Raw genomic sequence first — 24285 nt, forward strand, 5'->3', positions numbered from 1 at the left:
GCCCGGCCCAGCAGAAAGCACCAGGATGACTCTCGACCCCCTGGCGATCCTCACTGCCTTCGGGCTGATCTTCCTCGCCGAACTCCCCGACAAGACGATGTTCGCCTCCCTGGCCATGGGCACCCGCATGCGCCCCCTGTACGTGTGGTTCGGCACCTCCACCGCGTTCATCGTCCACGTCACCATCGCCGTCGGCGCCGGAAGCCTCCTCAGCCTGCTCCCCGACATGGCCGTCAAGCTCGTCTCCGCGGCCCTGTTCGCCTTCGGCGCCGTCGTTCTCCTGCGCAGCGGCGGCGACGACGAGAACGACGAAGACGGAGCGAAGACCCTCACCGGCTTCTGGCCCGTCTACACGACCGCCTTCATGGCCGTCTTCATCAGCGAATGGGGCGACCTCACCCAGATCACCACCGCCAACCTCGCCGCTACCAACGGCTGGCTGCCCACCGCCATCGGCTCCGCCGCCGCCCTCATGTCCGTCTCCGCCCTCGCCCTGCTCGCAGGCCGCTTCATCGCCAAGCGGGTCCCGCTGAAGACCGTCCAGCGCTTCGGGGGCCTGTGCATGGCCGCACTGGCAGTGTGGACACTCATCGAAGCCTTCACCGCCTGACCCGCCGAGCCCGCATACGCGACCACCCCCTCCCCGGGCCATTGATGTGGCATGGGGCGGGGTGATCCCACAGATGCCGAGTGGGAACGGCTTCGGCCGTTCCTGCCGGTCGGCAAGGGACGTTGTGGCAGGTGGCGGGATCACCGGCAGGTGATCGACGGGATTCTGTACGGGCGTGCAGTGGCGTGACCTTGCGTTGGCAGGCCGGGGCGGCAACCGGTAAGCGGCGACGGGAGCGGTCCTTCCACCTGGACGGGTCAGGGCCTGCACCGTCAGCACTCGATGATGTTCACCGCCAGCCCGCCCCGGGCCGTCTCCTTGTACTTCACGCTCATGTCCGCGCCGGTGTCCTTCATCGTCTTGATGACCTTGTCCAGGGACACCTTGTGCGAGCCGTCGCCGCGCATCGCCATGCGGGCCGCCGTGACCGCCTTCACCGCGGCCATGCCGTTGCGCTCGATGCAGGGGATCTGGACCAGGCCGCCCACCGGGTCGCAGGTCAGGCCGAGGTTGTGCTCCATGCCGATCTCGGCCGCGTTCTCGACCTGTTCGGGGGTGCCGCCCAGGACCTCCGCCAGGGCACCCGCCGCCATCGAGCAGGCCGAACCCACCTCGCCCTGGCAGCCCACCTCCGCGCCGGAGATGGAGGCGTTCTCCTTGAAGAGCATGCCGATGGCGCCGGCGGCCAGCAGGAAGCGGACCACGCCGTCCTCCCTCTCCCTCTCGGAGGCCGCGCCCGCCGCGAAGTTGACGTAGTAGTGCAGGACCGCGGGGATGATGCCGGCCGCGCCGTTCGTCGGAGCCGTCACCACGCGCCCGCCCGCCGCGTTCTCCTCGTTCACGGCCATCGCGTACAGCGTGATCCACTCCATGGAGCGGGCCGACGGGTCGCCCTCGGCCCGGAGCTGGCGTGCCGAGACCGCCGCGCGACGGCGCACCCGCAGGCCGCCCGGCAGGATGCCCTCACGGGACATGCCGCGCGCCACACACGCCTGCATCACCCGCCACAGCTCCAGCAGCCCGGTCCGGATCTCCTCCTCCGTGCGCCAGGCCCGTTCGTTCTCCAGCATCAGGGACGAGATGGACAGGCCCGTCTCCCGAGTCAGGCGCAGCAGCTCGTCGCCCGTGCGGAAGGGGTACTTGAGGGGGGTGTCGTCGAGCTTGATGCGGTCCGCGCCCACCGCGTCCTCGTCGACCACGAAGCCGCCGCCCACCGAGTAGTACGTCTTCGTCAGCAACTCGGCGCCCGACGCGTCGTACGCCCACAGGGTCATGCCGTTCGCGTGGTACGGGAGTGCCTTGCGGCGGTGCAGGACCAGGTCGTCGTCGAAGGAGAACCGGACATCGTGCTCGCCGAGGAGACGCAGCCGCCCCGCCTCCTTGATCTGCTCCACCCGTTCGTCCGCCGTCTCCACGTCCACCGAGCGCGGCGAGGCGCCCTCCAGACCCAGCAGCACGGCCTTGGGCGTGCCGTGGCCGTGGCCGGTCGCGCCCAGGGAGCCGTACAACTCGCAGCGGACCGAGGAGACCGCGTCGAGCAGCTCCTCGTTGCGCAGCCGGCGGGCGAACATGCGTGCCGCGCGCATCGGGCCGACCGTGTGGGAGCTGGACGGGCCGATGCCGATCGAGAACAGGTCGAAGACCGAGACGGCCACGGTGACTCCTCAAGACGGGTGGTGCGGGGGCCCGTGGGGTGTGCCGCTCAGGTGCGAGCGTGCGACACCCCACGGGAAGGGCCTGCGTGAAAGGGCCCTGCGTGAAAGGACCTACGTTGAAAACGACCTACGTTGAAACGGCCTAGGTGAAAAAGACCTAGGTGAAAAGGACCTACTTGTTCAGAGTGGCGTACAGCGGGTGCTTGTCCGCCAGGGCCTTGACCCGGGCCTTGAGCGCCTCCGCGTCGTACGACGGCTTGAGCGCCTCGGCGATGACGTCCGCGACCTCGGCGAAGTCCTCGGCGGTGAAGCCGCGGGTGGCGAGGGCGGGCGTGCCGATCCGCAGGCCCGAGGTGACCATCGGGGGCCGCGGGTCGTTCGGAACGGCGTTGCGGTTGACCGTGACGCCGACCTCGTGGAGGCGGTCCTCGGCCTGCCGCCCGTCCAGCTCGGACGCGCGCAGATCGACCAGGACCAGATGGACGTCCGTGCCGCCGGACAGGACGTCGACGCCGGCCTCGCGCGCGTCGGCGGCGGTCAGACGCTCGGCGAGGATCCTCGCGCCCTCGACCGTGCGGCGCTGGCGCTCCTTGAAGTCCTCGCCCGCCGCGACCTTGAAGGAGACCGCCTTGGCCGCGATCACGTGCTCCAGGGGACCGCCCTGGAAGCCCGGGAACACGGACGAGTTGAGCTTCTTGGCGAAGTCCTTCCGGGCGAGGATGATGCCGCCGCGCGGGCCGCCCAGCGTCTTGTGGGTGGTGGACGTGACGACGTCCGCGTACGGCACGGGGTTCGGGTGCAGACCGGCCGCGACCAGACCCGCGAAGTGCGCCATGTCGACCCACAGGTGGGCCTCGACCTCGTCGGCGATCCGCCGGAACTCGGCGAAGTCCAGCTGCCGCGGGTACGCCGACCAGCCCGCGATGATCACCTTCGGGCGGTGCTCCTTGGCGAGCCTCTCCAGCTCGGCCATGTCGACGAGGCCGGTCGCGGAGTCGACGTGGTAGGCGACCACGTCGAACTGCTTGCCGGAGAAGTTCAGCCGCATCCCGTGGGTCAGGTGGCCGCCGTGGGCCAGGTCCAGGCCGAGGATGGTGTCCCCGGGCTGGGCCAGCGCGAACAGCGCGGCCTGGTTCGCGGAGGCGCCCGAGTGCGGCTGGACGTTGGCGTACTCGGCGCCGAACAGCTCCTTGACCCGGTCGATGGCGATCTGCTCGGCGACGTCGACGTGCTCGCAGCCGCCGTAGTAGCGGCGGCCGGGGTAGCCCTCGGCGTACTTGTTGGTCAGGACCGAGCCCTGCGCCTCCATGACCGCGAGCGGAGCGAAGTTCTCGGAGGCGATCATCTCCAGGGTGGACTGCTGGCGGACGAGCTCGGCGTCGACCGCGGCGGCGACCTCCGGGTCGAGCTCGTGCAGGGGCGTGTTCAGAACGGACATCAGGCGCAGGACTCCTCAGCCGGCGGAAAAGGCGGTGTACTCGTCGGCGGAGAGCAGGTCGGCCGGCTCCTCCGTGACCCGTACCTTGAAGAGCCAGCCGCCCTCGAACGGGGCGGAGTTGACCAGCGACGGGTCGTTGACCACGTCCTCGTTGATCTCGGTGACCTCACCGGTGACCGGGGCGTACAGGTCGCTCACGGACTTGGTCGACTCCAGCTCTCCGCAGGTCTCGCCCGCGGCGACCGCGGAGCCCACGTCAGGAAGCTGGACGAAGACGACATCGCCGAGCGCGTTGGCCGCGTGTTCCGTGATGCCGACCGTCGCGACGCCGTCCTCGGCGGCCGACAGCCACTCGTGCTCCTTGCTGTACCGCAGCTGCTGGGGGTTGCTCATGGCCTGAATTCTCCTGTACGCGGGGGAGCGGTGATGAATGGGGTATTGATGTATACGCGCGTGAGCAGCGGAAGTGTGCGCGGTGCGCGAGGCCACGCTCGGGGCGGTGCCGCGCGGCTCTCCGCTTCCTCTGCTTCGCTTCCTCAGCTTCAGCTTCAGCTTCGGCCTCTGCTTCGGCCTCTGCTTCAGCTTCGGCTGTGCTGCTTCGGCTGTGCTGCTCTGCTCTGCTACTTCTGCCGCTTGTAGAACGGCAGTGCCACGACCTGGTACGGCTCGTGGGTGCCCCGGATGTCCACGCCGACACCGGGGGTGCCGGGCGCGGAGTGCGCGGCGTCGACGTACGCCATCGCGATCGGCTTGCCGAGCGTGGGGGAGGGCGCCCCGGAGGTGACCTCGCCGATCACCGTGCCGTCGGCGACCACGGCGTACCCGGCGCGCGGGACGCGACGGCCCTCGGCGACCAGGCCCACGAGGACGCGCGGAGGGTTGGCCCCGGCCCTGGCGGCGGCCGCGGCGAGCGCCTCACGCCCCACGAAGTCGCCCTCCTTCTCGAACTTCACGACCCGTCCGAGGCCCGCGTCGAAGGGGGTGAGCGAGGTCGACAGCTCGTGCCCGTACAGCGGCATACCCGCCTCCAGGCGCAGGGTGTCCCGGCAGGACAGGCCGCAAGGGACGAGGCCGGCGCCCTCGCCCGCCTTGGTCAGCGCCTGCCACAGTTCGACGGCGTGCTCCGGCTTCACGAACAGCTCGAAGCCGTCCTCACCGGTGTAGCCGGTGCGGGCGATGAGAGCGGGTACTCCCGCGACCGTGCCGGGCAGGCCCGCGTAGTACTTCAGGCCCTCCAGGTCGGCGTCGGTGAGGGAGGCGAGGATGCCGGGGGACTCGGGGCCCTGGACGGCGATCAGGGCATACGCGTCCCGGTCGTCGCGGACCTCGGCGTCGAAGCCGGCGGACCGCTCCACGAGCGCGTCCAGCACCACCTGGGCGTTCGAGGCGTTCGCGACGACCATGTAGGGAGAAGACCCGGCCTCGGAACCGGCGAGCCGGTAGACGATCAGGTCGTCGAGGATGCCGCCGTCCTCGCGGCAGATCATGGTGTAGCGGGCGCGGCCGACCCGTACGCCCCCGATGTCACCGACCAGCGCGTGGTCAAGCAGCGCGGCCGCCTCCGGCCCGGTCACCGTGATCTCGCCCATGTGCGACAGGTCGAAGAGGCCCGCCCTGGTGCGGACGGCGTTGTGCTCGTCACGCTCGGAGCCGTACCGCAGGGGCATGTCCCAGCCGGCGAAGTCGGTCATCGTCGCGCCGAGCGAACGATGCAGGGCATCGAGCGCGGTGCGGCGGAGAGGGCTGCTGCTCATCGGTTCTGCTCCCAGGGGGACGGGGGAAGGCGAGGTCGTTCCTCCCCATCTGTCATCGGAACCTGAGAGGTTCGCCATGACCACGGATGCCCCGGTTGGTCACGGCTTGCACCTTGGGTGGAGCCGCGCCCGTGCGTCCTTGGGATCAGGGGCGGCCCGCTTTCCAGATGTGCCTCGCCCGCGCGGTGACTGGGCCTGAGAGATTCAAGGGAGGGACTTGCTCCTTCGGCGCCCCAGAAGTACGCGTCGTACTCGGCTGGGGACTCTCCCGCGCGGATTCAAGCGGCCGGTATGCAGTTGGCGCGCACATCATTGCACGCATCGGTACGGCACGGCAGGGCCCCCTCGCGTGGGCGGCCGGAAGGCCCCGCACGGCGGGCGCACAGGAATCACAGCGAGCCACAGCGTTCTGTAGCAGGGCTGTAGCGGTACGAGAACGGAAAAGGCAGGCAGCGGGCATTACCTTCTCTTTACACTCAACGGGGATGGGACTCCATACCCATGGGGAGGACGATCACGGTGAACAGGACCACGGCGTACGCGACGACCTACGGCATCGCGCTGCCCGAGCGGCGGCCGGCCCCGGCCGGGGAGGCGTGCGGCCCGTTCGCGACGGCGGTCGTCCGCGACCTGCGGGAGCGCTCGGGCCGCAGCCCCCACGGACTGACCTTCGGGGCGAACGACCTCGTCGCCGTCACCGGACTTCCCGGCAGCGGCAAGTCGACCCTCATGCGGCGGGCGGTGCGCGGCCCGCGCATCGACTCCCAGGACACCCGCGACCGGTGGGACGCGCGCCTGGCCCGCGTCCTGCCGTACACGCTGTACCGCCCCTTCGTGCGGATCGCCCACTACGCCGGACTGCACCGCGCCCTGCGCTCCGGCGCCGGTGTCGTCGTGCACGACTGCGGCACGCAGGCCTGGGTGCGCGGCTGGCTCGCCCGTGAGGCCCGCCGCCGGGGCGGCACGCTGCATCTGCTGCTCCTCGACGTCACCCCTGACGAGGCCCGTGAGGGCCAGCGGGAGCGCGGCCGCGGGGTGTCGCACTACGCCTTCGCCCGGCACCGGGCGGCGACGGCCCGGCTGCTGCGGGCGGTGGAGAAGGGGCGGCTGCCGGAGGGCTGCGGGGGCGCGGTGCTGCTGGACCGGGCGGCGGCGGGCGTGTTGAAGCGGATTGATTTCGCCGGGTGAGGCGCCGCGCTGCCTGGAGCCATGCGGGGTGGGGCGCCGCGCTGCCCGCGGCCGCGCCCGCGCCGCGGGGTGTTCGCGGCTCGCACAGGGGCGGGGGCCCCGATGCGCCCATTAGGGTTCAGTCACAGCAGCGGTTCGGAGAGCAAGCGGTAGGCAGCAGATGGATATCCCGGCGGACTTCCCGGCACAGGCACACCCCCACCCGCACGGCGGATGGCCCGGCAACGAGCTGGAGGAGGTGCTCTCGGCGGCCCTCGGCCAGCCGAGCGCGGGCGGACGGATCGTGGAGGTACTCGCCCGCAGCTTCCTGTGGGTGCCCCTGCCCGAGGGCGGCGGCCCGCACAGTGGCCCGCTCGACCTGCCGACGACGCAGATCGAGGGACAGGCGTATGTGCCGGTCTTCAGCTCCGAGGAGCAGTTCCGCCAGGTCGTCGGCAACCACATGTCGTACACGATCGCGCCCGCCGTCGAGTTCGCGCGCGGACTGCCGCCGCACGTCGGCATCGCGGTGAACCCGGACGGCGTGGTCGGTGTGCCGCTGCCGCCGGCCGCCGTGGCCGAGGTGTGCCGGGCCGGGCGGACCCCGCTGGACGGGGCGGCGAGCGGCGCAAGGGTGCGGCTGTTCGAGCCGGACTGGCAGGACGACCCCGTGGACTTCCTCACCGCGGCCTCCGCCGAGTTCGCCGGGACCGGCGCCGTGCTCAGCGCCCGCCGTTGCCTGGCCGCCATCGAGACCGCCGACCCGGTGATGTTCATCGGAGTGGAACTGACCTCCTGGGAGACCGACCGCGCCCTGCCCCTGGACGCCGTGGGACGCGCGCTGGCCACGGCCCCCGTGAAGTACGCCGTGAACATGGTCTTCCTCGACGTGGCCCAGGACCCGGTGGGGGAATGGATGCGCGAGAAGGTACGGCCGTTCTACCAGTGGGACCACTGAGACGCGCCCCGACAGGGGCGCGGCCGTAAGGGGCGCGGGGAACTGCGCGACAAGCCACAAAACAACCCGCAGCCGCCGGCAGACAGCAAGCCCCGAGCTCTGAGGCGGCTGCTGTCGGCGCAGCCACCTAAGCTGGTTTCATACTCAGCGAGTCCAACTGAAGGGGCGGTAAAAGGTGAGCGCCAGCGGCACCGCGACCGGCCAGGTCGAGCACATGCTGCGCCAGGTGACGCCCGGGCGTTACGACGCCTACGAGGCGCTGCTGCGCGCGCTCGCGACCCCGTCCTCCGGCCAGGTCTGGATGCTGCTGTGGCACGGCCAGGCCGGCTCCCCGGACGCCCAGTACGGGAACATGGAGGTGGAGGGCCACGGATACGCGCCCTGCGTCACCTCCGCCCAGGAGCTCTCGGCCAGCGGCTGGAACCGCAGTTACGAGGTGGTCGACGGCCTCGACGTGGCCCGCACCCTGTACCCCGACCACTATGGACTGTGGCTGAACCCGCATGCGCCGGGCGGCGGCGTCGGTATCCCCTGGCTGGACCTGCGCCGGATCGCCACCGGCCTCGAACGCCAGCCCGCGGGCCCGCTGCGGCTCTCCGAACCGGGCATCGAGACCCCGCAGTTCTATGCCCTGCTCACACAGAACGCCCACCGCACCCCGGCCGTCCGCTCACTGCGCCGCGCCTGGGTGCAGCCCGCGCTCGGCGCGCCGTACCTGGCCATCGGGCTCGATGTGTACGACACCTCGCCCCCGGCCGTGGACTCGGTGCGGGCGATGATGCAGCAGTCCATCGGCGCGGTCCCGGACGGGCTGCCCGTCTCGACCGTCGCGATGTCCGACGAGTACGACCCGGTGGCGATGTGGCTGCGCGCCAACGCCCGCCCCTTCTACGACCGCGAGGCGCACGCGACAGCTCCGGTCCAGGCCCCCACGGCGGGCGGATACGGATACCCGGGCGTGTACTGAGCACCCCGGCCACCCTCCCCGGCTCTTCAACCGCTGTTCACAATACGCCCACAGAAGCTCCCGGCTTTTTTAAGGGACATGTCCGTATCTACGCGGGTAAATGTAAGCCGCAACCTCTTATGTACCAACTGCCCCGCGTCCGAATCACGTTGTGTGACGTCCGGATAACGGAACCCCCAGGACAGCATCACGTTTAGGCATCCATTCGCCGTCAAGGCTGGCAACAGATCGGCGAAGCGTTGAAGACTCCCGCATCAGGGGGTCTATACCCCTGAGTACGAGCAGGGGTCTGCACCCCTGACCACGACGGACGATCAGGCCGCTACAGCGGCAAGCGCGGGCCGGTCACCGCCGGTTGAGAGGGGTCCCTGCCAGATGACGGCGCCACTGCACGACACGACCGCGGAAGCGGCCCCGACTGCTCCTGCCGACCCGGCGGAGACAGGCGCCACGAAGGTCGAGGGCCGGTCCCTCAAACAGATCGCCTGGAACCGTCTCAAGCAGGACAAGGTCGCGCTCGCCGGTGGCGCCTTCGTGCTCTTCCTGACTCTGGTCGCCGTGTTCGCCCCGCTGATCGTCGGCCTGCTCGGCCACCCGCCGAACCAGTTCAACCAGGACAAGCTGGACCCGCTGACCAACCTGCCGCAGGGCGCGTGGGGCGGCGTGAGCAGTGACTTCCTCTTCGGCGTCGAGCCCAACAAGGGCCGCGACGTGTTCAGCCGCATCGTCTACGGCGCCCGGATCTCCCTGCTCGTGGCGTTCCTCGCCGCCGTCGTCGCCGTCGCGCTCGGCACCCTGTTCGGCATCATCGCGGGCTACTTCGGCGGCTGGATCGACGCCCTGATCAGCCGCACCATGGACGTGCTGCTCTCCTTCCCGCAGCTCCTCTTCATCATCTCCCTCGTCTCGGTTCTCCCCGACGACCTGCTGGGCCTGACCGGTTCGGGCGTGCGGATCGGCGTACTCGTCCTGGTCATCGGCTTCTTCGGCTGGCCGTACGTGGGCCGCATCGTGCGCGGCCAGACCCTGAGCCTGCGTGAGCGCGAGTACGTCGAGGCCGCGCGCAGCCTCGGCGGCGGCAGGCGGCACATCCTCTTCCGGGAGCTGCTGCCCAACCTGGTCGCCCCGATCCTCGTCTACGCCACGCTGATGATCCCCACCAACATCCTCACGGAGGCGGCGCTCAGCTTCCTCGGCGCGGGTGTGCGGCCGCCGACAGCGTCCTGGGGCGGCATGCTGCGCGACGCGCTGGAGACCTACGAGCACGACCCGATGTTCATGGTCTTCCCCGGCGCGACCATCTTCGTCACCGTCCTCGCGTTCAACCTCTTCGGAGACGGTCTGCGCGATGCGCTGGACCCCAAGGGCGCCCGCTAGAGCCCGCACACGACTTGCCCCTGCCGCACCGTCAGGTGGCTGATCCCATGGTTCTCCGGCTCAGGACCGGGACCGCGAATCTCGGAGGTTAGAGAAGAGATGCTTTCCAAGCGACGGCTTGCTGCCGGTGCGGCCCTCGTAGTCGCCGCGCTGGTGACCACCACGGCGTGCGGTGGAGGTGACAGCAGCGACAATGGCTCCGAGAAGGGCGCGGGTTACAACGCGGCGCTGGACAAGGTCGTCAACGCGTCCACCAAGAAGGGCGGGACGCTGAAGTTCATAGGCAAGCAGGACTTCGACTCCCTGGACCCGCAGCGCACCTACTACGGCATGACCTGGGACTTCATGCGGTTCTTCACCCGCACCCTGGTCACGTACGACACCAAGCCGGGCGACGCCTCCAACAAGCTGGTCGGCGACCTGGCCACCGGCCCCGCCGAGATCTCCGACGACGGCAAGACCTACACGTACAAGCTGCGTGACGGCCTGACCTGGGAGGACGGCTCGACGCTGACCTCCAAGGACATCAAGTACGGCATCGAGCGCATCTGGGCGACCGACGTCATCACCGGTGGTCCCGCCTACATCAAGGCGACCCTGGACCCCAAGGGCGAGTACCCCGGCCCCTACAAGGACAAGTCCAAGGACAAGCTGGGTCTGAAGGCCATCGAGACGCCCGACGACAAGACCATCGTCTTCAAGCTGCCCAAGCCCAACGGTGACTTCGAGCAGTTCCTGGCGATGCCCACCGGCGCCCCGGTGAAGCAGAGCGAGGACACCGCGGCCAAGTACACGCAGAAGCCGTTCTCCTCCGGCCCGTACAAGGTCGAGTCGTACAAGGCCGGCAAGAGCCTGGTCCTGGTGCGCAACACCAACTGGAAGAAGTCCTCGGACCCGCTCCGTCCGGCCCTCCCGGACAAGATCACCGTGACGATCTCCGCCAACCTGGAGGAGAACGACAAGCGGCTGATGGAGGGCGACTACGACCTCGACGTCAACGGCACCGGCATGACCCAGTCCGGCCGCGTCACCGCCGTCCAGGACCACAAGGCCAACGTCGACAACATCCAGACGTCCTTCGTCCGCTACGTGGCGCTCGTCCACACGGCCAAGCCGTTCGACAACGCCAACTGCCGCAAGGCGGTCTTCTACGCCACGGACTTCGCGGGCCTGCAGCAGGTGCGCGGTGGCGAGGTGGCCGGTGGTGAGATCGCCAACTCGGTCTTCCCGAAGTCGATCCCGGGCTACACCGACTACGACCCGTACGGCGTCCTCGCCCGCAAGGGCAAGCCGGACGTCGCGAAGGCCAAGGAGGCACTGAAGGAGTGCGGCAAGCCGAACGGCTTCTCCACCAAGATCACCGCCCGTAACAACAACCCGGGCGAGGTCGACGCGGCCGAGGCGCTCCAGGAGCAGCTGGGCAAGGTCGGCATCAAGGTCGAGGTCGACCCGATCGACGGCGCCCAGTCCTCCAGCATCTCCGGCTCGCCGAAGGTCGTGAAGGAGCGCGGCTACGGCATGACCATGAGCGGCTGGGGCCCGGACTTCCCGACCGGCCAGGGCTACGCGCAGCCGCTGTACGACAGCCGCTTCATCTTCCCGAACGGCAACTACAACGAGTCGCAGATCGACGACAAGGACATCGACAAGATGTTCGACGACGCGATCGCCTCGACCGACCCGGCCGAGGCCAAGAAGATCTACGAGGAGATGAACAAGCGCCTCCTCGACAACGCCGACTGGATGCCCTTCATCTACGAGAAGAACATCTCCTGGCGCAGCCCGCGACTGACGAACGTCTACTCGTCCGCCGCGTACAACGGCCGCTACGACTACGTCATGCTCGGCGTCACGAAGTAACCGCCGAACTGCCGTAGCCGACCGTTCCCTTGCCGCCGAAACCCGCCAGTCCGAAGGGCAGGTGATGGCCCCGGGCGGCGGCCGGGACTCCCACGAGGAGTTCCGGCCGCCGCCGGGCCGCGCACAGTGCTTGCTTATCTCATCCGGCGCCTGATCGCCGTCGTCATCATGGTGCTGGTCGTACTGCTCGCGACCTTCACCGTCTTCTACATGCTGCCCAAGTGGGCGGGACAGGACATCGCCGTCCTCTTCGCCGGCAAGGCCACGGGAGCCGAGCAGGTCGAGGGCATCCGCACCAAGCTGGGCCTCGACGATCCGCTGCTCGCGCAGTTCTGGGAGTTCGTCAAGGGCATCCCCATGGGACGCGAGTTCGCCAACGGCAACGACGTGTCCCACTGCCCGGCCCCCTGCTTCGGCTACTCCTTCGTCACGGAGCAGCCGGTGTGGGACACCCTCAAAGACGCGCTGCCCGTCACCGGCGCGCTCGCCGCCGGCGCCTGCGTCCTGTGGCTGGCCGGCGGTGTCGCCACCGGTGTGGTCTCCGCGCTCAAGCGGGGCACCATCTGGGACCGCGGCGCGATGATCGCCGCCCTCGGCGGTGTCTCCCTGCCGATCTTCTTCACCGGCATGGTCGCGATGGGCATCTTCGTGCACACCCTCGGCTGGGTGAAGATCACGGACAACCTGAGCACCGACGACCCCGTGGGCGTCTGGTTCGAGACGCTGATCCTGCCGTGGATCGTGCTCGCCCTCCTCAACGCCGCGATGTACGCCCGCCTCACCCGCGCCACCATGCTGGAGGTGCTCGGTGAGGACTACATCCGCACCGCCCGCGCCAAGGGCCTCGGTGAGCGCGTCGTCATCACCCGGCACGCCCTGCGCTCCGCGATGACGCCGATCCTCACCGTCTTCGGCCTCGACATCGGTGTGCTGCTCGGCGGCGCCGTGCTCACCGAGTCGACGTTCAACCTGCCCGGCCTCGGGCTCGCCGCGGTCCAGGCCATCAGCAGCAAGGACCTGCCGGTGATCCTGGGCGTGACCCTGTTCGCGGCCCTCGCGATCGCCGTCGCCAACCTCGTCGTGGACCTTCTGTACGCCGTCATCGACCCGCGAGTGAGGCTGGGATGACCGAACTGAACAAGACGGGGGCGGCCGTGTCAGAACCCGTCGCCGGCTCTCCCGCCCCCTCCGCCTTCCTCGAAGTACGCGATCTGAAGGTGCACTTCCCGACCGACGACGGCCTGGTCAAGTCCGTCGACGGGCTCAGCTTCTCGCTGGAGAAGGGCAAGACCCTCGGCATCGTGGGCGAGTCCGGCTCCGGCAAGTCGGTCACCTCGCTCGGCATCATGGGCCTGCACACCGCGGGCCAGTACGGCAAGCGCAAGGCGCAGATCTCCGGCGAGATCTGGCTCGACGGCACCGAGCTGCTGTCCGCCGACCCGGACCACGTGCGCAAGCTGCGGGGCCGCGAGATGGCGATGATCTTCCAGGACCCGCTGTCCGCGCTGCACCCGTACTACACGATCGGCCAGCAGATCGTGGAGGCGTACCGGACCCACCACGACGTGGACAAGAAGACCGCCAAACGCCGTGCCGTGGAGATGCTCGACCGGGTCGGCATCCCCCAGCCGGACAAGCGCGTCGACAGCTACCCGCACGAGTTCTCCGGCGGTATGCGCCAGCGTGCGATGATCGCGATGTCGCTGGTCAACAACCCCGAACTGCTCATCGCGGACGAGCCGACGACCGCCCTCGACGTGACCGTCCAGGCGCAGATCCTCGACCTCATCCGGGACCTGCAGAAGGAGTTCGGCTCCGCTGTCATCATCATCACCCACGACCTGGGCGTCGTCGCCGAACTCTCCGACGACATCCTGGTGATGTACGGCGGCCGGTGCGTGGAGCGCGGCCCCGCCGAGAAGGTGTTCTACGAGCCCCGCCACCCCTACACCTGGGGCCTGCTCGGCTCGATGCCGCGCCTCGACCGCGACCAGCAGGACCGGCTCATCCCGGTCAAGGGCTCCCCGCCCTCGCTGATCAACATCCCGTCCGGCTGCGCCTTCAACCCGCGCTGCCCGTACGCGGACCTCCCGAAGGACAACGTCACCCGCACGGTCCGGCCCGAGCTGACCGAGGTCGGCGGCCGGCACTGGGCCGCCTGCCACATGACGCAGGAGCAGCGGGAGCGGATCTGGACCGAAGAGATTGCGCCGAAGCTGTGAGTGAGAACGCAGAGGACAAAGCAGAGGGCAAAGCAGTGAGCATCCCTGCACAGGCCGACGGCGCGGAACCGGGTACGACCACGGACGCGACCGCAGGCGAGACCGCGGGCGCGACCCTCACCAAGGACGCCGCCCCGGGCGAGATCCTGCTGAAGGTCACCGGGCTCCAGAAGCACTTCCCGATCCGTAAGGGCCTGCTCCAGCGCCAGACCGGCGCCGTCCGCGCCGTCGACGGCATCGACTTCGAGGTGCGCTCGGGCGAAACCCTCGGCGTGGTGGGCGAGTCGGGCTGCGGCAAGTCGACGATGGGCCGGCTGATCACCCGGCTGCTCGAACCGACCGCCGGAACGGTCGAGTTCGAGGGCAAGGACATCACGCACCTCGGCGTCGGCGGCATGCGTCCGCTGCGCCGGGACGTGCAGATGATCTTCCAGGACCCGTACTCGTCGCTGAACCCGCGCCACACCATCGGCACGATCGTCGGCGCCCCCTTCCGCCTCCAGAAGGTCACCCCCGAAGGCGGCATCAAGAAGGAGGTGCAGCGGCTGCTGTCGGTGGTCGGCCTCAACCCCGAGCACTACAACCGCTATCCGCACGAATTCTCCGGCGGCCAGCGCCAGCGCATCGGCATCGCCCGCGCCCTCGCGCTCAACCCGAAGCTGGTCGTCGCCGACGAGCCCGTCTCCGCGCTCGATGTGTCGATCCAGGCGCAGGTCGTCAACCTGCTGGACGACCTCCAGCAGGAGCTCGGGCTGACGTATGTGATCATCGCGCACGACCTGTCCGTGGTCCGCCATGTCTCGGACCGCATCGCGGTGATGTACCTCGGCAAGATCGTGGAGCTCGCCGATCGTGACGCGCTCTACAAGGCGCCGATGCACCCGTACACCAAGGCGCTGATGTCGGCGGTGCCGATCCCCGACCCCAAGCGCCGTTCGGCCAAGAGCGAGCGCATCCTGCTCCGTGGCGACGTGCCCTCGCCGATCAGCCCGCCGAGCGGCTGCCGCTTCCACACGCGGTGCTGGAAGGCGACGGAGATCTGCAAGACCACGGAACCGCCGCTGCTGGAGCTGAAGCCGGGCCAGCGGGTGGCCTGCCACCACCCGGAGAACTTCGAGGACCAGGCGCCGCAGGACACGGTCCTCCTCTCCGCCGCGAAGGACGCGGGGGAACTGGTGCCGGACGCGGTGCTCGCCGAGTCGGCGGAGACATCTGAGGCGCTGGCGGCCGAGGTGGCGGAGGCGGCCGAGGCCGCGGGGGAAGCCGAGGTGGCCGAGGAAGGCGCTGAGAAGTCGAACTCGGACGATAAGTAGAGGCTGTGGAGGGCGGCTGCCTTGCAATACAAGGCAGCCGCCCTCTGTGCGTAACAATGCTCAGGTGCTCCAGCAACTCTTCAACCCTTCCGTCCAGCACACGCTCGACCTGATCGGCATCTTCGTCTTCGCGATCTCCGGCGCCCTGCTGGCCGTCCGCAAGAACTTCGACGTCTTCGGCATCGCCGTCCTCGCCGAGGTCACCGCGCTGGGCGGGGGGCTGTTCCGGGACCTGGTCATCGGGGCCGTACCGCCCGCGGCGTTCACCGACCTCGGCTACTTCCTGACCCCACTGGTCGCCGCCCTCCTCGTCTTCTTCCTCCACCCGCAGGTGGAGCGCATCCAGACCGGCGTGAACGTCTTCGACGCGGCCGGGCTCGGGCTGTTCTGCGTCTCGGGCACGACGAAGGCGTACGAGTACGGGCTCGGCCTCACCGCCTCGGCGGCCCTCGGGCTCGCGACCGCCGTCGGGGGCGGCGTCCTGCGCGACGTGCTCGCCAACGAGGTCCCGTCGCTGTTGCGCTGGGACCGCGATCTGTATGCGGTGCCCGCGATGGTCGGCGCCGTCCTGGTCGTGCTGTGCATCCGCTACGACGCCCTCACTCCGCTCACCTCGGCACTCGCCGCGGCCACCGCGTTCGCGCTGCGGCTGCTCGCGATGCGCTTCCACTGGAGGGCGCCGAGGGCCTGGAACCGGAGGTCCTCGGCGACGGAGGCGGAGGGGCGAGGGGAGCGACGAGCGGAGGGACGAGAGGACGGACGAGAGGACGGACGAGAGGACGGACGAGCCCATAAAGCTACTGCTTAGTAATTTCCTGTTGTACGGTACCGCCATGACCCAGGTGACCCCGGCAACCCAGGCGACCATCGGCGACAGCGAGTTCGACCGCGACACCGCCGTGACGCGGCGCGACGAGGGTGTCTACGACATCGACCTCTCCGCCGGGTGGACGATCATCAACGCCGCCAACGGCGGATACCTCCTGGCCGTCCTGGGCCGTGCCCTCGCGGATGCCCTTCCGCACTCCGACCCGTTCACGGTCTCCGCGCACTACCTGACGGCGTCCCGTCCGGGCCCCGCGGTGATCCGCACGGACGTCGTCCGCACCGGCCGCACCCTCTCCACCGGCCAGGCCTCCCTCTTCCAGTACGACGACAACGGCCACGAGGTCGAACGGATCCGCGTCCTCGCCTCGTACGGCGACCTGGACTCCCTGCCCGACGATGTCCGTACGACGGCGAAGCCGCCCGTGTTCCCGCCCATGGACCGCTGCTTCGGTCCACAGGACGGACCGACCCCGGTCTCCGGCAGCTCGTCCATCACCGAGCGGCTGATGCTGAAGCTCGACCCGTCGACGCTCGGCTGGGCGCTCGGCGCACCGTCCGGGAAGGGCGAGATGCGGGCGTGGTTCGGCCTCGCGGACGGCCGCGACGCGGACCCCCTCTCGCTGCTGCTCGCGGTGGACGCACTGCCGCCCACCGCCTTCGAGCTGGGCATCTCGGGGTGGGTCCCCACGATCGAGCTCACCGTGCACGTACGGTCCCGCCCGGCGCCGGGCCCCCTGCGGGTCTCCCTCATCACCCGCAACCTCGCCGGCGGCTTCCTGGAGGAGGACGCCGAGGTCTGGGACAGCGCCGACCGTCTGGTCGCCCAGTCGCGGCAGCTGGCGCGGGTGCGGCTCGGCTGAGACCTGCCGCGCGGAGGCTGTCGGTGTGGTCGGTGTAGGGCGAACCGCACATCGATGGGTGTGGCTGGACGTTACGCGGAGAATGTCGCGACCAGCCACTCGGTGCCGCCGCCCAGCCGTGCTGAGAAGCGGCGGAGCCGGCCATCCGCCTCGACCCAGTAGCGGGTACGGCTTGGAGTGGTGCGGGCCGTTTCCGGGGTCGCCCCTTGGGGTGGGGTGGCGGAGGGGCCGGCGAACACCGTGACGGGGACTCCTGCTACTTCCTCGTCACCGAGGCGGCGGGCGCCGCTGCGGAGCAGCAGTTGGGCGTTGTCGGGACGGTCGGCGGCCAGGCTGAGCAGCAGAAGCAGCGCGGTGTCGATGGTGGACGCCCGAGCCGTGAGCTCGCGTTGGGCCCAGCCGCGCTGGGGTGGGGGCGTGGGGAGGGGGCCGGTCCAGTTGTGCCGCACGGAGACGGTGGTGTGGTTCCAGCGCAGGAGGTGGCGTCCGTGTTCGAGGACACCGCCGTTGCCTTGGAGGATGGCGAGTCCCGTTCCGTGGCGCCAGTCGAGGCGGCCGGTGAGCCGGGCGGGGTGGCCTTGGACGGGGATGTCGGCTGTGATCTGGGCGGTGCCGCGCCGGTAGTTGGTGAACCGGGTGAGGGCGAGCAGTTCGGCCTGCCGGGTGGTCAGGGCGGGGGCGGTCGTGGTGGTGGCCGGGGCGGGCGCCTTGTCGTGGGTGCAGGCCGATGTGCCGAGGAGGGTCAGCAGGGTCAGTGCGATGCCGCAGATGGGAAGGCGCGGCAGGGTGCGGCGGCGTGGCGGCGTCATCGTGCGGTCGCATCCTGGCGGTGGCGTGTGGCGAGGAGGTCCGGCGAGGGGAGGGGTACGCGGTCCGGGTGTACGTCGCCGGGCAGGTGGAGGGCGGGTGTGGCGGGCGCGGTGCGGGCGTGCGGGAGCTGTGGCTGGGCGGGGGGCGGGGCGACGTCGAGGAAGGGGATTCCGGCCGGTGGCGGGGTGGTGCGGGTGCCCGGGGCCGTGGGGGAGGACTTGCTGTTTCCCCGCGGGCAGGGTGCGGTGCGGGGGAGGTCTTCGGGAAGGGTGCGGTGCAGGGTGTTGCCGCGCAGGCAGTTGCCGTGACCGGGGGATCGGGCCGATGCCCGGTAGGTGATGTCGACCGCGTTGCCGGACAGGGTGTTGTCCTCCAGCCGGTTGCCCAGGGGAGGTACGTCCTCGTGGGAGGCGAGCACGATACCGGCCCGTGAGTTGCCGCTGACGCGGTTGCGCAGAAGCGTGTTGTCCTGGCCGCCGGCGATGCCGATACCGATCCCGAAGCCGCCGTCGGCCTGCTCGGGGGTGTCGGGGGCGTTGTTGTCGGAGACCAGGTTGCCTGCGATCACGCCACCGGTCTGGGGTACATACGCTTCCTGGTAGTCGGTGTTGACGGTCAGGCCGACCCGGTTGTGGGTGAACCGGTTGCGCAGCACCCAGATGGGGCCGCTGGCGTTGGTGCCCTCGTAGCCGATGGCGTTGTGGTCGGCGATGTTGTCCTGGACGAGTACGTGGCAGGGCTTGCACTGGCCCACGTAGAGGCCGGAGTCGGCACTGCCGGAGGCGTGGTTGCGCTCGATCACGCCGCGTTGGGCGTTGAACGCGTAGATGCCGTACAGGCCGTTGGCGTGAGCGGTGACATAGCGGACGCGGAAGCCGTCCAGAGGAGGGAAGCGGGCCGGGTCCAGGCGCTGGTAGCCGTCGCTGCCGCGGGCGAGTCCGCCGTCGGCGTCGCTCATACCGGTGACCAGGACCCCGTTGAGGAGGTGGTTGCGGACGGTCAGGTTCTCCACGGAGACGCCCGCGGCGGTGACCACGACGCCGTTGGAGCGCCGGCCCTGGCCGTCGATGATGACGCGATTGCGATCGGTGCCCCGCAGCACCACGCGTGCGGTGCGCACCCGCACGCTCTCGTGGTACACGCCGGGCGAGACGAGCACCAGGTCGCCGGGGCGGGCCCGGGCGAGGGCGGCGTTGATCGTCGCCGCCTGCGTCGGCACCCGGATGGTGGCGGGCCGGGCTGAACGGGCGGGGGCGTGGCCGTCGGTGGGGGTGGACGTTCCCGAGCAGCCGCCGCACAGGAGCGCGGCAGCCAGCACGCCGCCCAGCATTGCGGCGCGCCAACGGCCGTGTGCCCGGCGGGCGATGAGCGGCATCATGTGCGGTTTCTTCCGATCCGTGAGGACAGCGGGATTTAGCTTAAAGTGCTCGAATGACCACTGACAGTACTCGGTTGGGTGAATCAGGTACGGAGCAGCGGCCGTTGCGGCGCAGGGCGCTGGTGAGGGGCACGGCGGCCGTAGTGGCCGGCGGAATCACCGGATACGTGGTCGGTGCGCGGGAACGGCCGGCCACTTCCCTGAGCGGCGTGACCCGGGCGGGGGTCTCCCGGGCGGGGTTGTCTCCCGCGCCGGGGGCGGTGGCCGTGTCCGCCCGGGGCGGTCGCCAAGCCGGGGTCGACCGTCCGGTACAGCCTCAGCAGCACGTGGCCCTGTCGGTGTACGACCTGCCAGGAGCCGGCCACTCGGACTCGCCGGGCAGTGACTTCGTGCGCCGGAGCGGGAGACTCGTCGCCGAGTTGGGCACCCGTGTCCTCACGCTCACCGCGCGCGACGGTGACGCGGCCTTGGGCGGGCTCCCGCCGGGCGACCTGACCGTCACCGTAGGAGTGGGCCCACGGGTCGTCGCCGCAGTGGACGGCGACCTGCCCGGAGCCCGTGAACTGCCTGGTTTCGCCCGGGAGGAGATGCCCGACTCGGTCCGGGGCGGCGATCTGATGATCCAGGTCTGCGCGTCCGACCCGCAGGTGGTGACGCTGGCCGACGGCGCCCTGAGAGCCTGGCTCCAGGAGCAGTCGACGGTGCCGCGCTGGACGCAGCACGGTTTCCGGCACCCTGCGCCGCCCACACGCGCGGGACAGGCCGGACAGCCGGTGCCGGTGCGCAATCTGCTGGGGTTCCTGGACGGCATCGTCGTACCGCGCAGCGGACGGGAGTTGGACCGGGAGGTGTGGCTTCCGGCCCCGGCCCGGGTGCGGGGCGGCACGGTCGCGGTGGTGCGGCGCCTGCGGCTGGATGTGGCACGTTTCCTCGCTCAGGGCCTCGCACAGCAGGAGCGGGCGATCGGGCGGCGTCGCGAGGACGGGGCACCACTGAGCGGCGGCGGCCCGGACGCACCCCTGGACCTGGGCGCGAAGTCCCCGCAGGGCCGTTACCTGCTCCCCGCCATGGCCCACGCACGCCGCGCCAACCCGGGCGGCACAGGCAGCGGACTGATGCTGCGCCGCGGCTACAGCTACGCCAACGGACCGGAGGACCGCGGGCTGCTGTTCATCTGCTTCCAGCGTGAACTGCGCACGTTCGTGGCCACGCAGCAGCGGCTGGATGACGGCGACGATCTGTCCTCCTTCGCCATGGCCACCGCCTCCGGCACCTTTCTCGTGCTACCGGGATTCACCGGGACGCGTCCGCTTGGCGCCGCACTGTTCTCCTGACCACTGTTCTCCTGAGCCGGGAAGAAACCGGTGTGCCTGGAAGAAACCGGTGTGCCTGGAAGAAGCCGGAGGATCCGGGCCGCCCGTACCGGCGTGGCCCGGATCCTCCCGGCGGACGCGGGGCGACTGTCAGGTGCCCGCCCACATTCCGGCGTCCAGGTCGTGGTTGACCGAGCCGGGCGGGCCGGTCGTCACCTTCGCCACCGCGGTCGGGGCTCGGTCGTCGCCGCCGGTCCACTCGGCGTCCGAGTTGGTCGCTGGGTCCGGGCCCGTGGTGGGCGTCCACTTCAGTTGGGCGATGGTGGGGCGGCGGGGCAGTTTGCTGGTGTCGGCGGTGGTCTTGTCGAACTCCACCGTGTAGGCGGTGTTCGGCTGGAGACCGTCGCGATGGTCGAAGTAGTACTCGCCCTTGGCGTCGGTCTTCTTCGTCGCGATGACCCGCCCGGCCGAATCCTTGAGGGTGACGGTCACGTCCGGGATGCCGTTGATTTCGTTGCCGTCGGAGTTCTGGGTGCCGCCGCCGTCGTCGAGCCAGACCCGGTTGCCGATCTGCACCGGCGGGTCGTCACACAGCAGTTCCAGGTCGCCCAGACCATTGGCCTTGCCGAAGCCGCCGTCGGTGGCGTAGACGACCCCGAACCCGTCCTTGACCGCGTCACGATGGCCCGTCGTCCGGTCGAACCACCCGATCCCGCCGGAGTTGATGGTGCGCGCCGGATCCAGGAAGGTGCTGGCGATCGTGTCCTGCTGCAGCGGCAGCGCGAGCGCGCCCCACGCCGCCTCCCGGTGGCCGGTCCCGGTGTAGAAGGTGTCGCCGGTGAACCACTCGTTGCCGCCCTGCGGGCGGGGGCAGTCGGCGCTGCCCTCCCAGTGGTAGGTGCCGGACTTGCGGCAGACCTTGATGATGTCGCCGCCGGTGACGGTGCTCTCGATGGGTCCGTTGGGGTTGGCGTTGGGGATCTGCAGCCCGGACTGGTCTCCGAACCGGTCGCGGAAGCCCAGGACCAGGCCGCCGTCACGCTCGATCTCGATGTCGCTGAGCATGGGCTGTGGGTAGGCCACGTTCCCCATGGGGAACGTGGCCAGGTTGTCCTGCGTCCACGGCTTCCAGTCGCCCGGGGTGGGATCATTGGCCGGGTCGCGGGGGAAGTTCAGTGGTTCGTCGACGATGGGCGCGGCGCCGAACGTGGCAGTGGTCGGGTCGTACGTCCACACCACCGCCCTCAGCTTGGTGGGATCCTGCGTGCTCTCGGCGGAGCAGACGCCGCCCACGTACACCACACCGTCGCGCACCCCGAGGCCCATCGGCCGCCAGTCGCCGGCGGGGGAACAGGCGGAATCCGGGATCGGGACCGGTGCGCGCTGGGGACCGCCGGCCGTGGCCTGCGTCGCGTCGTAGGTGTAGAGATTGCCGTCGTTCATGTTGACGACGTACAGCTCCGAGCCGTCCGAAGAGATGTCGATGTCGCCGAGAGACTCCTTGCCGGGCCGGTTGGCGAACGGGGCATCCACTCGATTGCCCTGCTGGTGCGGGGTCGCTCCCGCGTTGGGAACCTTCGTGAACAGGCTGGTGGCGCCCGTGGTCCGGTCGGTCACGTAGATCGCGCCCTGGTCGTCGGGGCCGTACTCGGTGTGGCGCTTGGCGTAGGCCCCGGAGAAGAGCCGCTTGTCCTTCTTGCGGTAGGCGAGCCCGTAGACAGCGCCGGTGTCCTGGACCGTGGCGATCGGCTTCGGGTTCGTGGTGCTGCCCTGGGTGTCTCCGCGGGAGTTGTACGGGAAGGTGACCAGCGTCTTCTCGCCCGGCTTGGTCGCCGCCTGCTGGCAGGCCGTGACCAGGGTGGGATTGTCCTGGCAGTAGTCGTCGGGATTCCACACGGCCATGTTGAGCGTGGTGTCCTGGCCTCTTCTCATGTTGACGAAGCCCAGGTGGGAGGACAGTCCCGTGCCGGCGAACGCCGGCTGGAGGAAGCCGGTGCCGGTGGCCGGGTCGTACTTGTCCGGCCAGTCGATCAGCTCGACCTTGTACTTCCCCTCGGAGTAGTCCCAATCATCGAAGTCGATGGTGACGGTCCCGTTGGGACCGACCGGGTAGGTCCGTGTCTCTCCTGACTGGTCGCTCGTGACGCGAATGGTCGCCCCGGCCAAGGCGGTCTGGATCTGCGGGTTGAGAGTCCCCTTCGCGGCGAACTCCCTGAACACATTGACCGTCAGCTTGCCCTCGCCGGGGTCGGCGGCGGCCGGCACGGCAGGCACCAGCAGGGCGCCGGCGCAACTCAGCGCCATCACCGCCCGCCAGGCTGTTCGTCGGATCACGTCATTCCCATCTCTGCCTCGCAGTTGCCATGGAAGGGGGCGCAGAACGGACACGGGCTTCGCCCGGAGCCCTGGATGTTCGGCGGCTTTCGACAGGAGAAACGCGGGTCAGGTCTCGGACGTCAGGCCTCTCATGAGTCCTGTGCAAACACGGCCCCCTCGCTGCATCGCAGCCACACCCCTAGCTCATAGTAACTGCGCGCGCACGGAAGGTAGCTATAGGCCGAATGGGTGACCGCGGGCCTGCTGAAGCCGCCGAGGCAGCTGAGGCGGCTGCGGACAGCGCCTCGAAGACGAACTCGGACGACAAGTAGAGACTGTCAGAGGGAGGTTGCCTTGCCACGCAAGGCAACCTCCCGCTGTGGGTGACGATGCTCAGCTGCTCCAGCAGCTCCCTGTCGGTGCCGTCTGGAATCCTGGGCCGGTGAAGGCCGACCGTCTGCTCTCGATCCTCCTGCTGCTCCAGACTCGCGGCCGCGTCCCGGCACACGAACTCGCCGAGCGCCTTGAGGTGTCGGTGCGGACCATCTACCGGGACGTCGAGGCGCTGTCGGCGTCCGGCGTGCCGGTGTACGCCGAACGCGGACGGCACGGCGGGATCGAGCTGCTCGCGGGCTTCCGCACGGACGTCACGGGGCTGACCGCCGACGAGTCCCGCGCCCTGTTCGTCCTCGCGGCGCAGGGCGCGCACGCGGCGCTCGGCCTGGACGAGGCACTCGGCTCGGCGCTGCGCAAGGTGATGGCCGCGCTGCCCGCACCGCACCGGCCGGCCGCCGAGGCCACCAGCCGCCGCGTCCTCGTCGACGCCTCGCGCTGGAAGGGCGGTCCACGGCGGGCCGTCGACCTGGAGACACTGCGGGACGCCGTCTTCGCCGACCGGCGGCTGCGGCTGAGCTACCGGCACAGCGGCGCCGCGGAACCGAGCACGTACACGGTCGACCCGTACGGGCTCGTGTCCAAGGCAGGCGTCTGGTACCTGGTCGCCGACCGGCGAGGAAAACCGCGGCTGTTCCGCGCGGACCGCGTACGGTCGGCGACCGTGCTGAGCGACCCGGTGAAGCGCCGCCCCGGCGTCGAACTCGCCGATGTCTGGGAGGCGCTGCGGCGCCAGGTCGAGGAGCGGCCGACGGGCATCGACGTCACGGTGCGGGTGCGGCGCGCGTACGTTGACATGTTCCTGCGTCTCCAGGCCGCCTGGCTGACCGCCCTGCCGGAAGAGCCGGAGGGCGACGGCGGGAGCGAGTGGCTGACCGCGCACCTGTCCTACGGGCGCCTCGGTGAGGTACGTGGGCTCCTCGTCTTCGCCGACCGGCTGGAGGTCCTCTCGCCCCCCGAGGCACGCGCCGAACTGGCCGCGGCGGCCGCCTCCGTCATGGAGGTGTACCAGGACTGAGCCGCGGGGGAGGCGACCTGACCCACCGCGTACGTGTGCGGTGCGGCG

20 protein-coding genes, 1 pseudogene and 2 riboswitches are annotated in these 24285 nt (G+C 70.0%); of the genes and pseudogenes, 14 read left to right on the top strand and 7 right to left on the bottom strand.

Annotated elements, in window-relative coordinates:
* Positions 1 to 25: 25 nt before the first annotated feature.
* Together IE262_RS17215 and IE262_RS39480 are read left to right on the top strand one after the other, a co-directional pair.
* On the top strand, positions 26 to 610 hold the full coding sequence (locus IE262_RS17215; protein ID WP_134036152.1) for a TMEM165/GDT1 family protein: 585 nt from the start codon (positions 26 to 28) through the stop codon (positions 608 to 610).
* Between the two features lie 51 nt (positions 611 to 661).
* A pseudogene (locus IE262_RS39480) lies at positions 662 to 781 on the top strand (IS5/IS1182 family transposase); the annotation flags it as partial.
* A 101-nt stretch (positions 782 to 882) separates the two neighbouring features.
* Here IE262_RS39480 and IE262_RS17220 read toward each other — a convergent pair.
* The 4 genes from IE262_RS17220 to gcvT all read right to left on the bottom strand — a co-directional run bounded on the left by IE262_RS17220 (position 883) and on the right by gcvT (position 5457).
* Positions 883 to 2265 (bottom strand): L-serine ammonia-lyase, encoded by a 1383-nt coding sequence (locus tag IE262_RS17220; protein ID WP_134036158.1) that lies wholly within the window; start codon positions 2263 to 2265, stop codon positions 883 to 885.
* Positions 2266 to 2437: 172 nt separating this feature from the next.
* A complete protein-coding gene (gene glyA, locus IE262_RS17225) occupies positions 2438 to 3703 on the bottom strand; it encodes a serine hydroxymethyltransferase (RefSeq protein WP_189874659.1) in 1266 nt (421 codons plus the stop codon).
* Positions 3704 to 3718: 15 nt separating this feature from the next.
* Positions 3719 to 4096, bottom strand: a complete 378-nt coding sequence (gene gcvH / locus IE262_RS17230) for a glycine cleavage system protein GcvH (protein ID WP_134036164.1) — start codon at positions 4094 to 4096, stop codon at positions 3719 to 3721.
* Between the two features lie 227 nt (positions 4097 to 4323).
* On the bottom strand, positions 4324 to 5457 hold the full coding sequence (gene gcvT, locus IE262_RS17235) for a glycine cleavage system aminomethyltransferase GcvT (protein ID WP_134036169.1): 1134 nt from the start codon (positions 5455 to 5457) through the stop codon (positions 4324 to 4326).
* Positions 5458 to 5496: 39 nt separating this feature from the next.
* Positions 5497 to 5630: riboswitch (glycine riboswitch) on the bottom strand.
* Positions 5631 to 5738, bottom strand: a riboswitch (glycine riboswitch).
* A gap of 220 nt (positions 5739 to 5958) precedes the next feature.
* Between gcvT and IE262_RS17240 the strand changes: the two genes are divergently transcribed.
* The 10 genes from IE262_RS17240 (at position 5959) to IE262_RS17285 (ending at position 17009) form a co-directional block, all read left to right on the top strand.
* Complete coding sequence (locus IE262_RS17240) at positions 5959 to 6645, top strand: AAA family ATPase (RefSeq protein ID WP_189874661.1); 687 nt, start codon at positions 5959 to 5961, stop codon at positions 6643 to 6645.
* 160 nt (positions 6646 to 6805) lie between these two features.
* Positions 6806 to 7582, top strand: a complete 777-nt coding sequence (locus IE262_RS17245) for an enhanced serine sensitivity protein SseB (RefSeq protein ID WP_189874663.1) — start codon at positions 6806 to 6808, stop codon at positions 7580 to 7582.
* A 175-nt stretch (positions 7583 to 7757) separates the two neighbouring features.
* Entirely contained in the window at positions 7758 to 8549 is a 792-nt protein-coding gene (locus tag IE262_RS17250) for an enhanced serine sensitivity protein SseB C-terminal domain-containing protein (protein WP_189874665.1), read from the top strand.
* 375 nt (positions 8550 to 8924) lie between these two features.
* Entirely contained in the window at positions 8925 to 9926 is a 1002-nt protein-coding gene (locus IE262_RS17255) for an ABC transporter permease (protein WP_134036178.1), read from the top strand.
* Positions 9927 to 10025: 99 nt separating this feature from the next.
* Positions 10026 to 11786: an ABC transporter substrate-binding protein gene (locus tag IE262_RS17260; protein ID WP_189874667.1), complete on the top strand. Its 1761-nt coding sequence runs from the start codon at positions 10026 to 10028 to the stop codon at positions 11784 to 11786.
* A 126-nt stretch (positions 11787 to 11912) separates the two neighbouring features.
* Positions 11913 to 12914 carry an ABC transporter permease gene (locus tag IE262_RS17265; protein WP_134036183.1) on the top strand — a complete coding sequence of 334 codons (1002 nt, stop codon included), beginning with the start codon at positions 11913 to 11915 and terminating at the stop codon, positions 12912 to 12914.
* Positions 12911 to 14008: an ABC transporter ATP-binding protein gene (locus IE262_RS17270; protein ID WP_189874669.1), complete on the top strand. Its 1098-nt coding sequence runs from the start codon at positions 12911 to 12913 to the stop codon at positions 14006 to 14008. The genes IE262_RS17265 and IE262_RS17270 overlap by 4 nt, the downstream gene beginning before the upstream one ends.
* 35 nt (positions 14009 to 14043) lie before the next feature.
* Complete coding sequence (locus IE262_RS17275) at positions 14044 to 15321, top strand: ABC transporter ATP-binding protein (RefSeq protein WP_229877308.1); 1278 nt, start codon at positions 14044 to 14046, stop codon at positions 15319 to 15321.
* Positions 15322 to 15385: 64 nt separating this feature from the next.
* Complete coding sequence (locus IE262_RS17280; protein ID WP_373305067.1) at positions 15386 to 16129, top strand: trimeric intracellular cation channel family protein; 744 nt, start codon at positions 15386 to 15388, stop codon at positions 16127 to 16129.
* A gap of 25 nt (positions 16130 to 16154) precedes the next feature.
* A complete protein-coding gene (locus IE262_RS17285; protein ID WP_189874671.1) occupies positions 16155 to 17009 on the top strand; it encodes a thioesterase family protein in 855 nt (284 codons plus the stop codon).
* Positions 17010 to 17080: 71 nt separating this feature from the next.
* Here IE262_RS17285 and IE262_RS17290 read toward each other — a convergent pair whose 3' ends face one another.
* Complete coding sequence (locus IE262_RS17290; protein ID WP_134036195.1) at positions 17081 to 17818, bottom strand: hypothetical protein; 738 nt, start codon at positions 17816 to 17818, stop codon at positions 17081 to 17083.
* Positions 17815 to 19194: a right-handed parallel beta-helix repeat-containing protein gene (locus tag IE262_RS17295; protein ID WP_373305074.1), complete on the bottom strand. Its 1380-nt coding sequence runs from the start codon at positions 19192 to 19194 to the stop codon at positions 17815 to 17817. The genes IE262_RS17290 and IE262_RS17295 overlap by 4 nt, the downstream gene beginning before the upstream one ends.
* A 56-nt stretch (positions 19195 to 19250) precedes the next feature.
* Here IE262_RS17295 and IE262_RS17300 point away from each other — a divergent pair, with 56 nt between their 5' ends.
* A complete protein-coding gene (locus IE262_RS17300; RefSeq protein ID WP_189874673.1) occupies positions 19251 to 20531 on the top strand; it encodes a Dyp-type peroxidase in 1281 nt (426 codons plus the stop codon).
* 129 nt (positions 20532 to 20660) lie between these two features.
* Here the strand turns inward: IE262_RS17300 and IE262_RS17305 are convergent, their stop codons facing one another.
* Complete coding sequence (locus tag IE262_RS17305; protein ID WP_189874675.1) at positions 20661 to 22844, bottom strand: SdrD B-like domain-containing protein; 2184 nt, start codon at positions 22842 to 22844, stop codon at positions 20661 to 20663.
* A 424-nt stretch (positions 22845 to 23268) separates the two neighbouring features.
* Between IE262_RS17305 and IE262_RS17310 the strand changes: the two genes are divergently transcribed.
* Positions 23269 to 24237 carry a helix-turn-helix transcriptional regulator gene (locus tag IE262_RS17310; protein WP_134036877.1) on the top strand — a complete coding sequence of 323 codons (969 nt, stop codon included), beginning with the start codon at positions 23269 to 23271 and terminating at the stop codon, positions 24235 to 24237.
* Positions 24238 to 24285 lie beyond the last annotated feature (48 nt).

The sequence above is a fragment of the Streptomyces bluensis genome (assembly GCF_014650715.1).
Classification (GTDB): Bacteria; Actinomycetota; Actinomycetes; order Streptomycetales; family Streptomycetaceae; genus Streptomyces; species Streptomyces bluensis.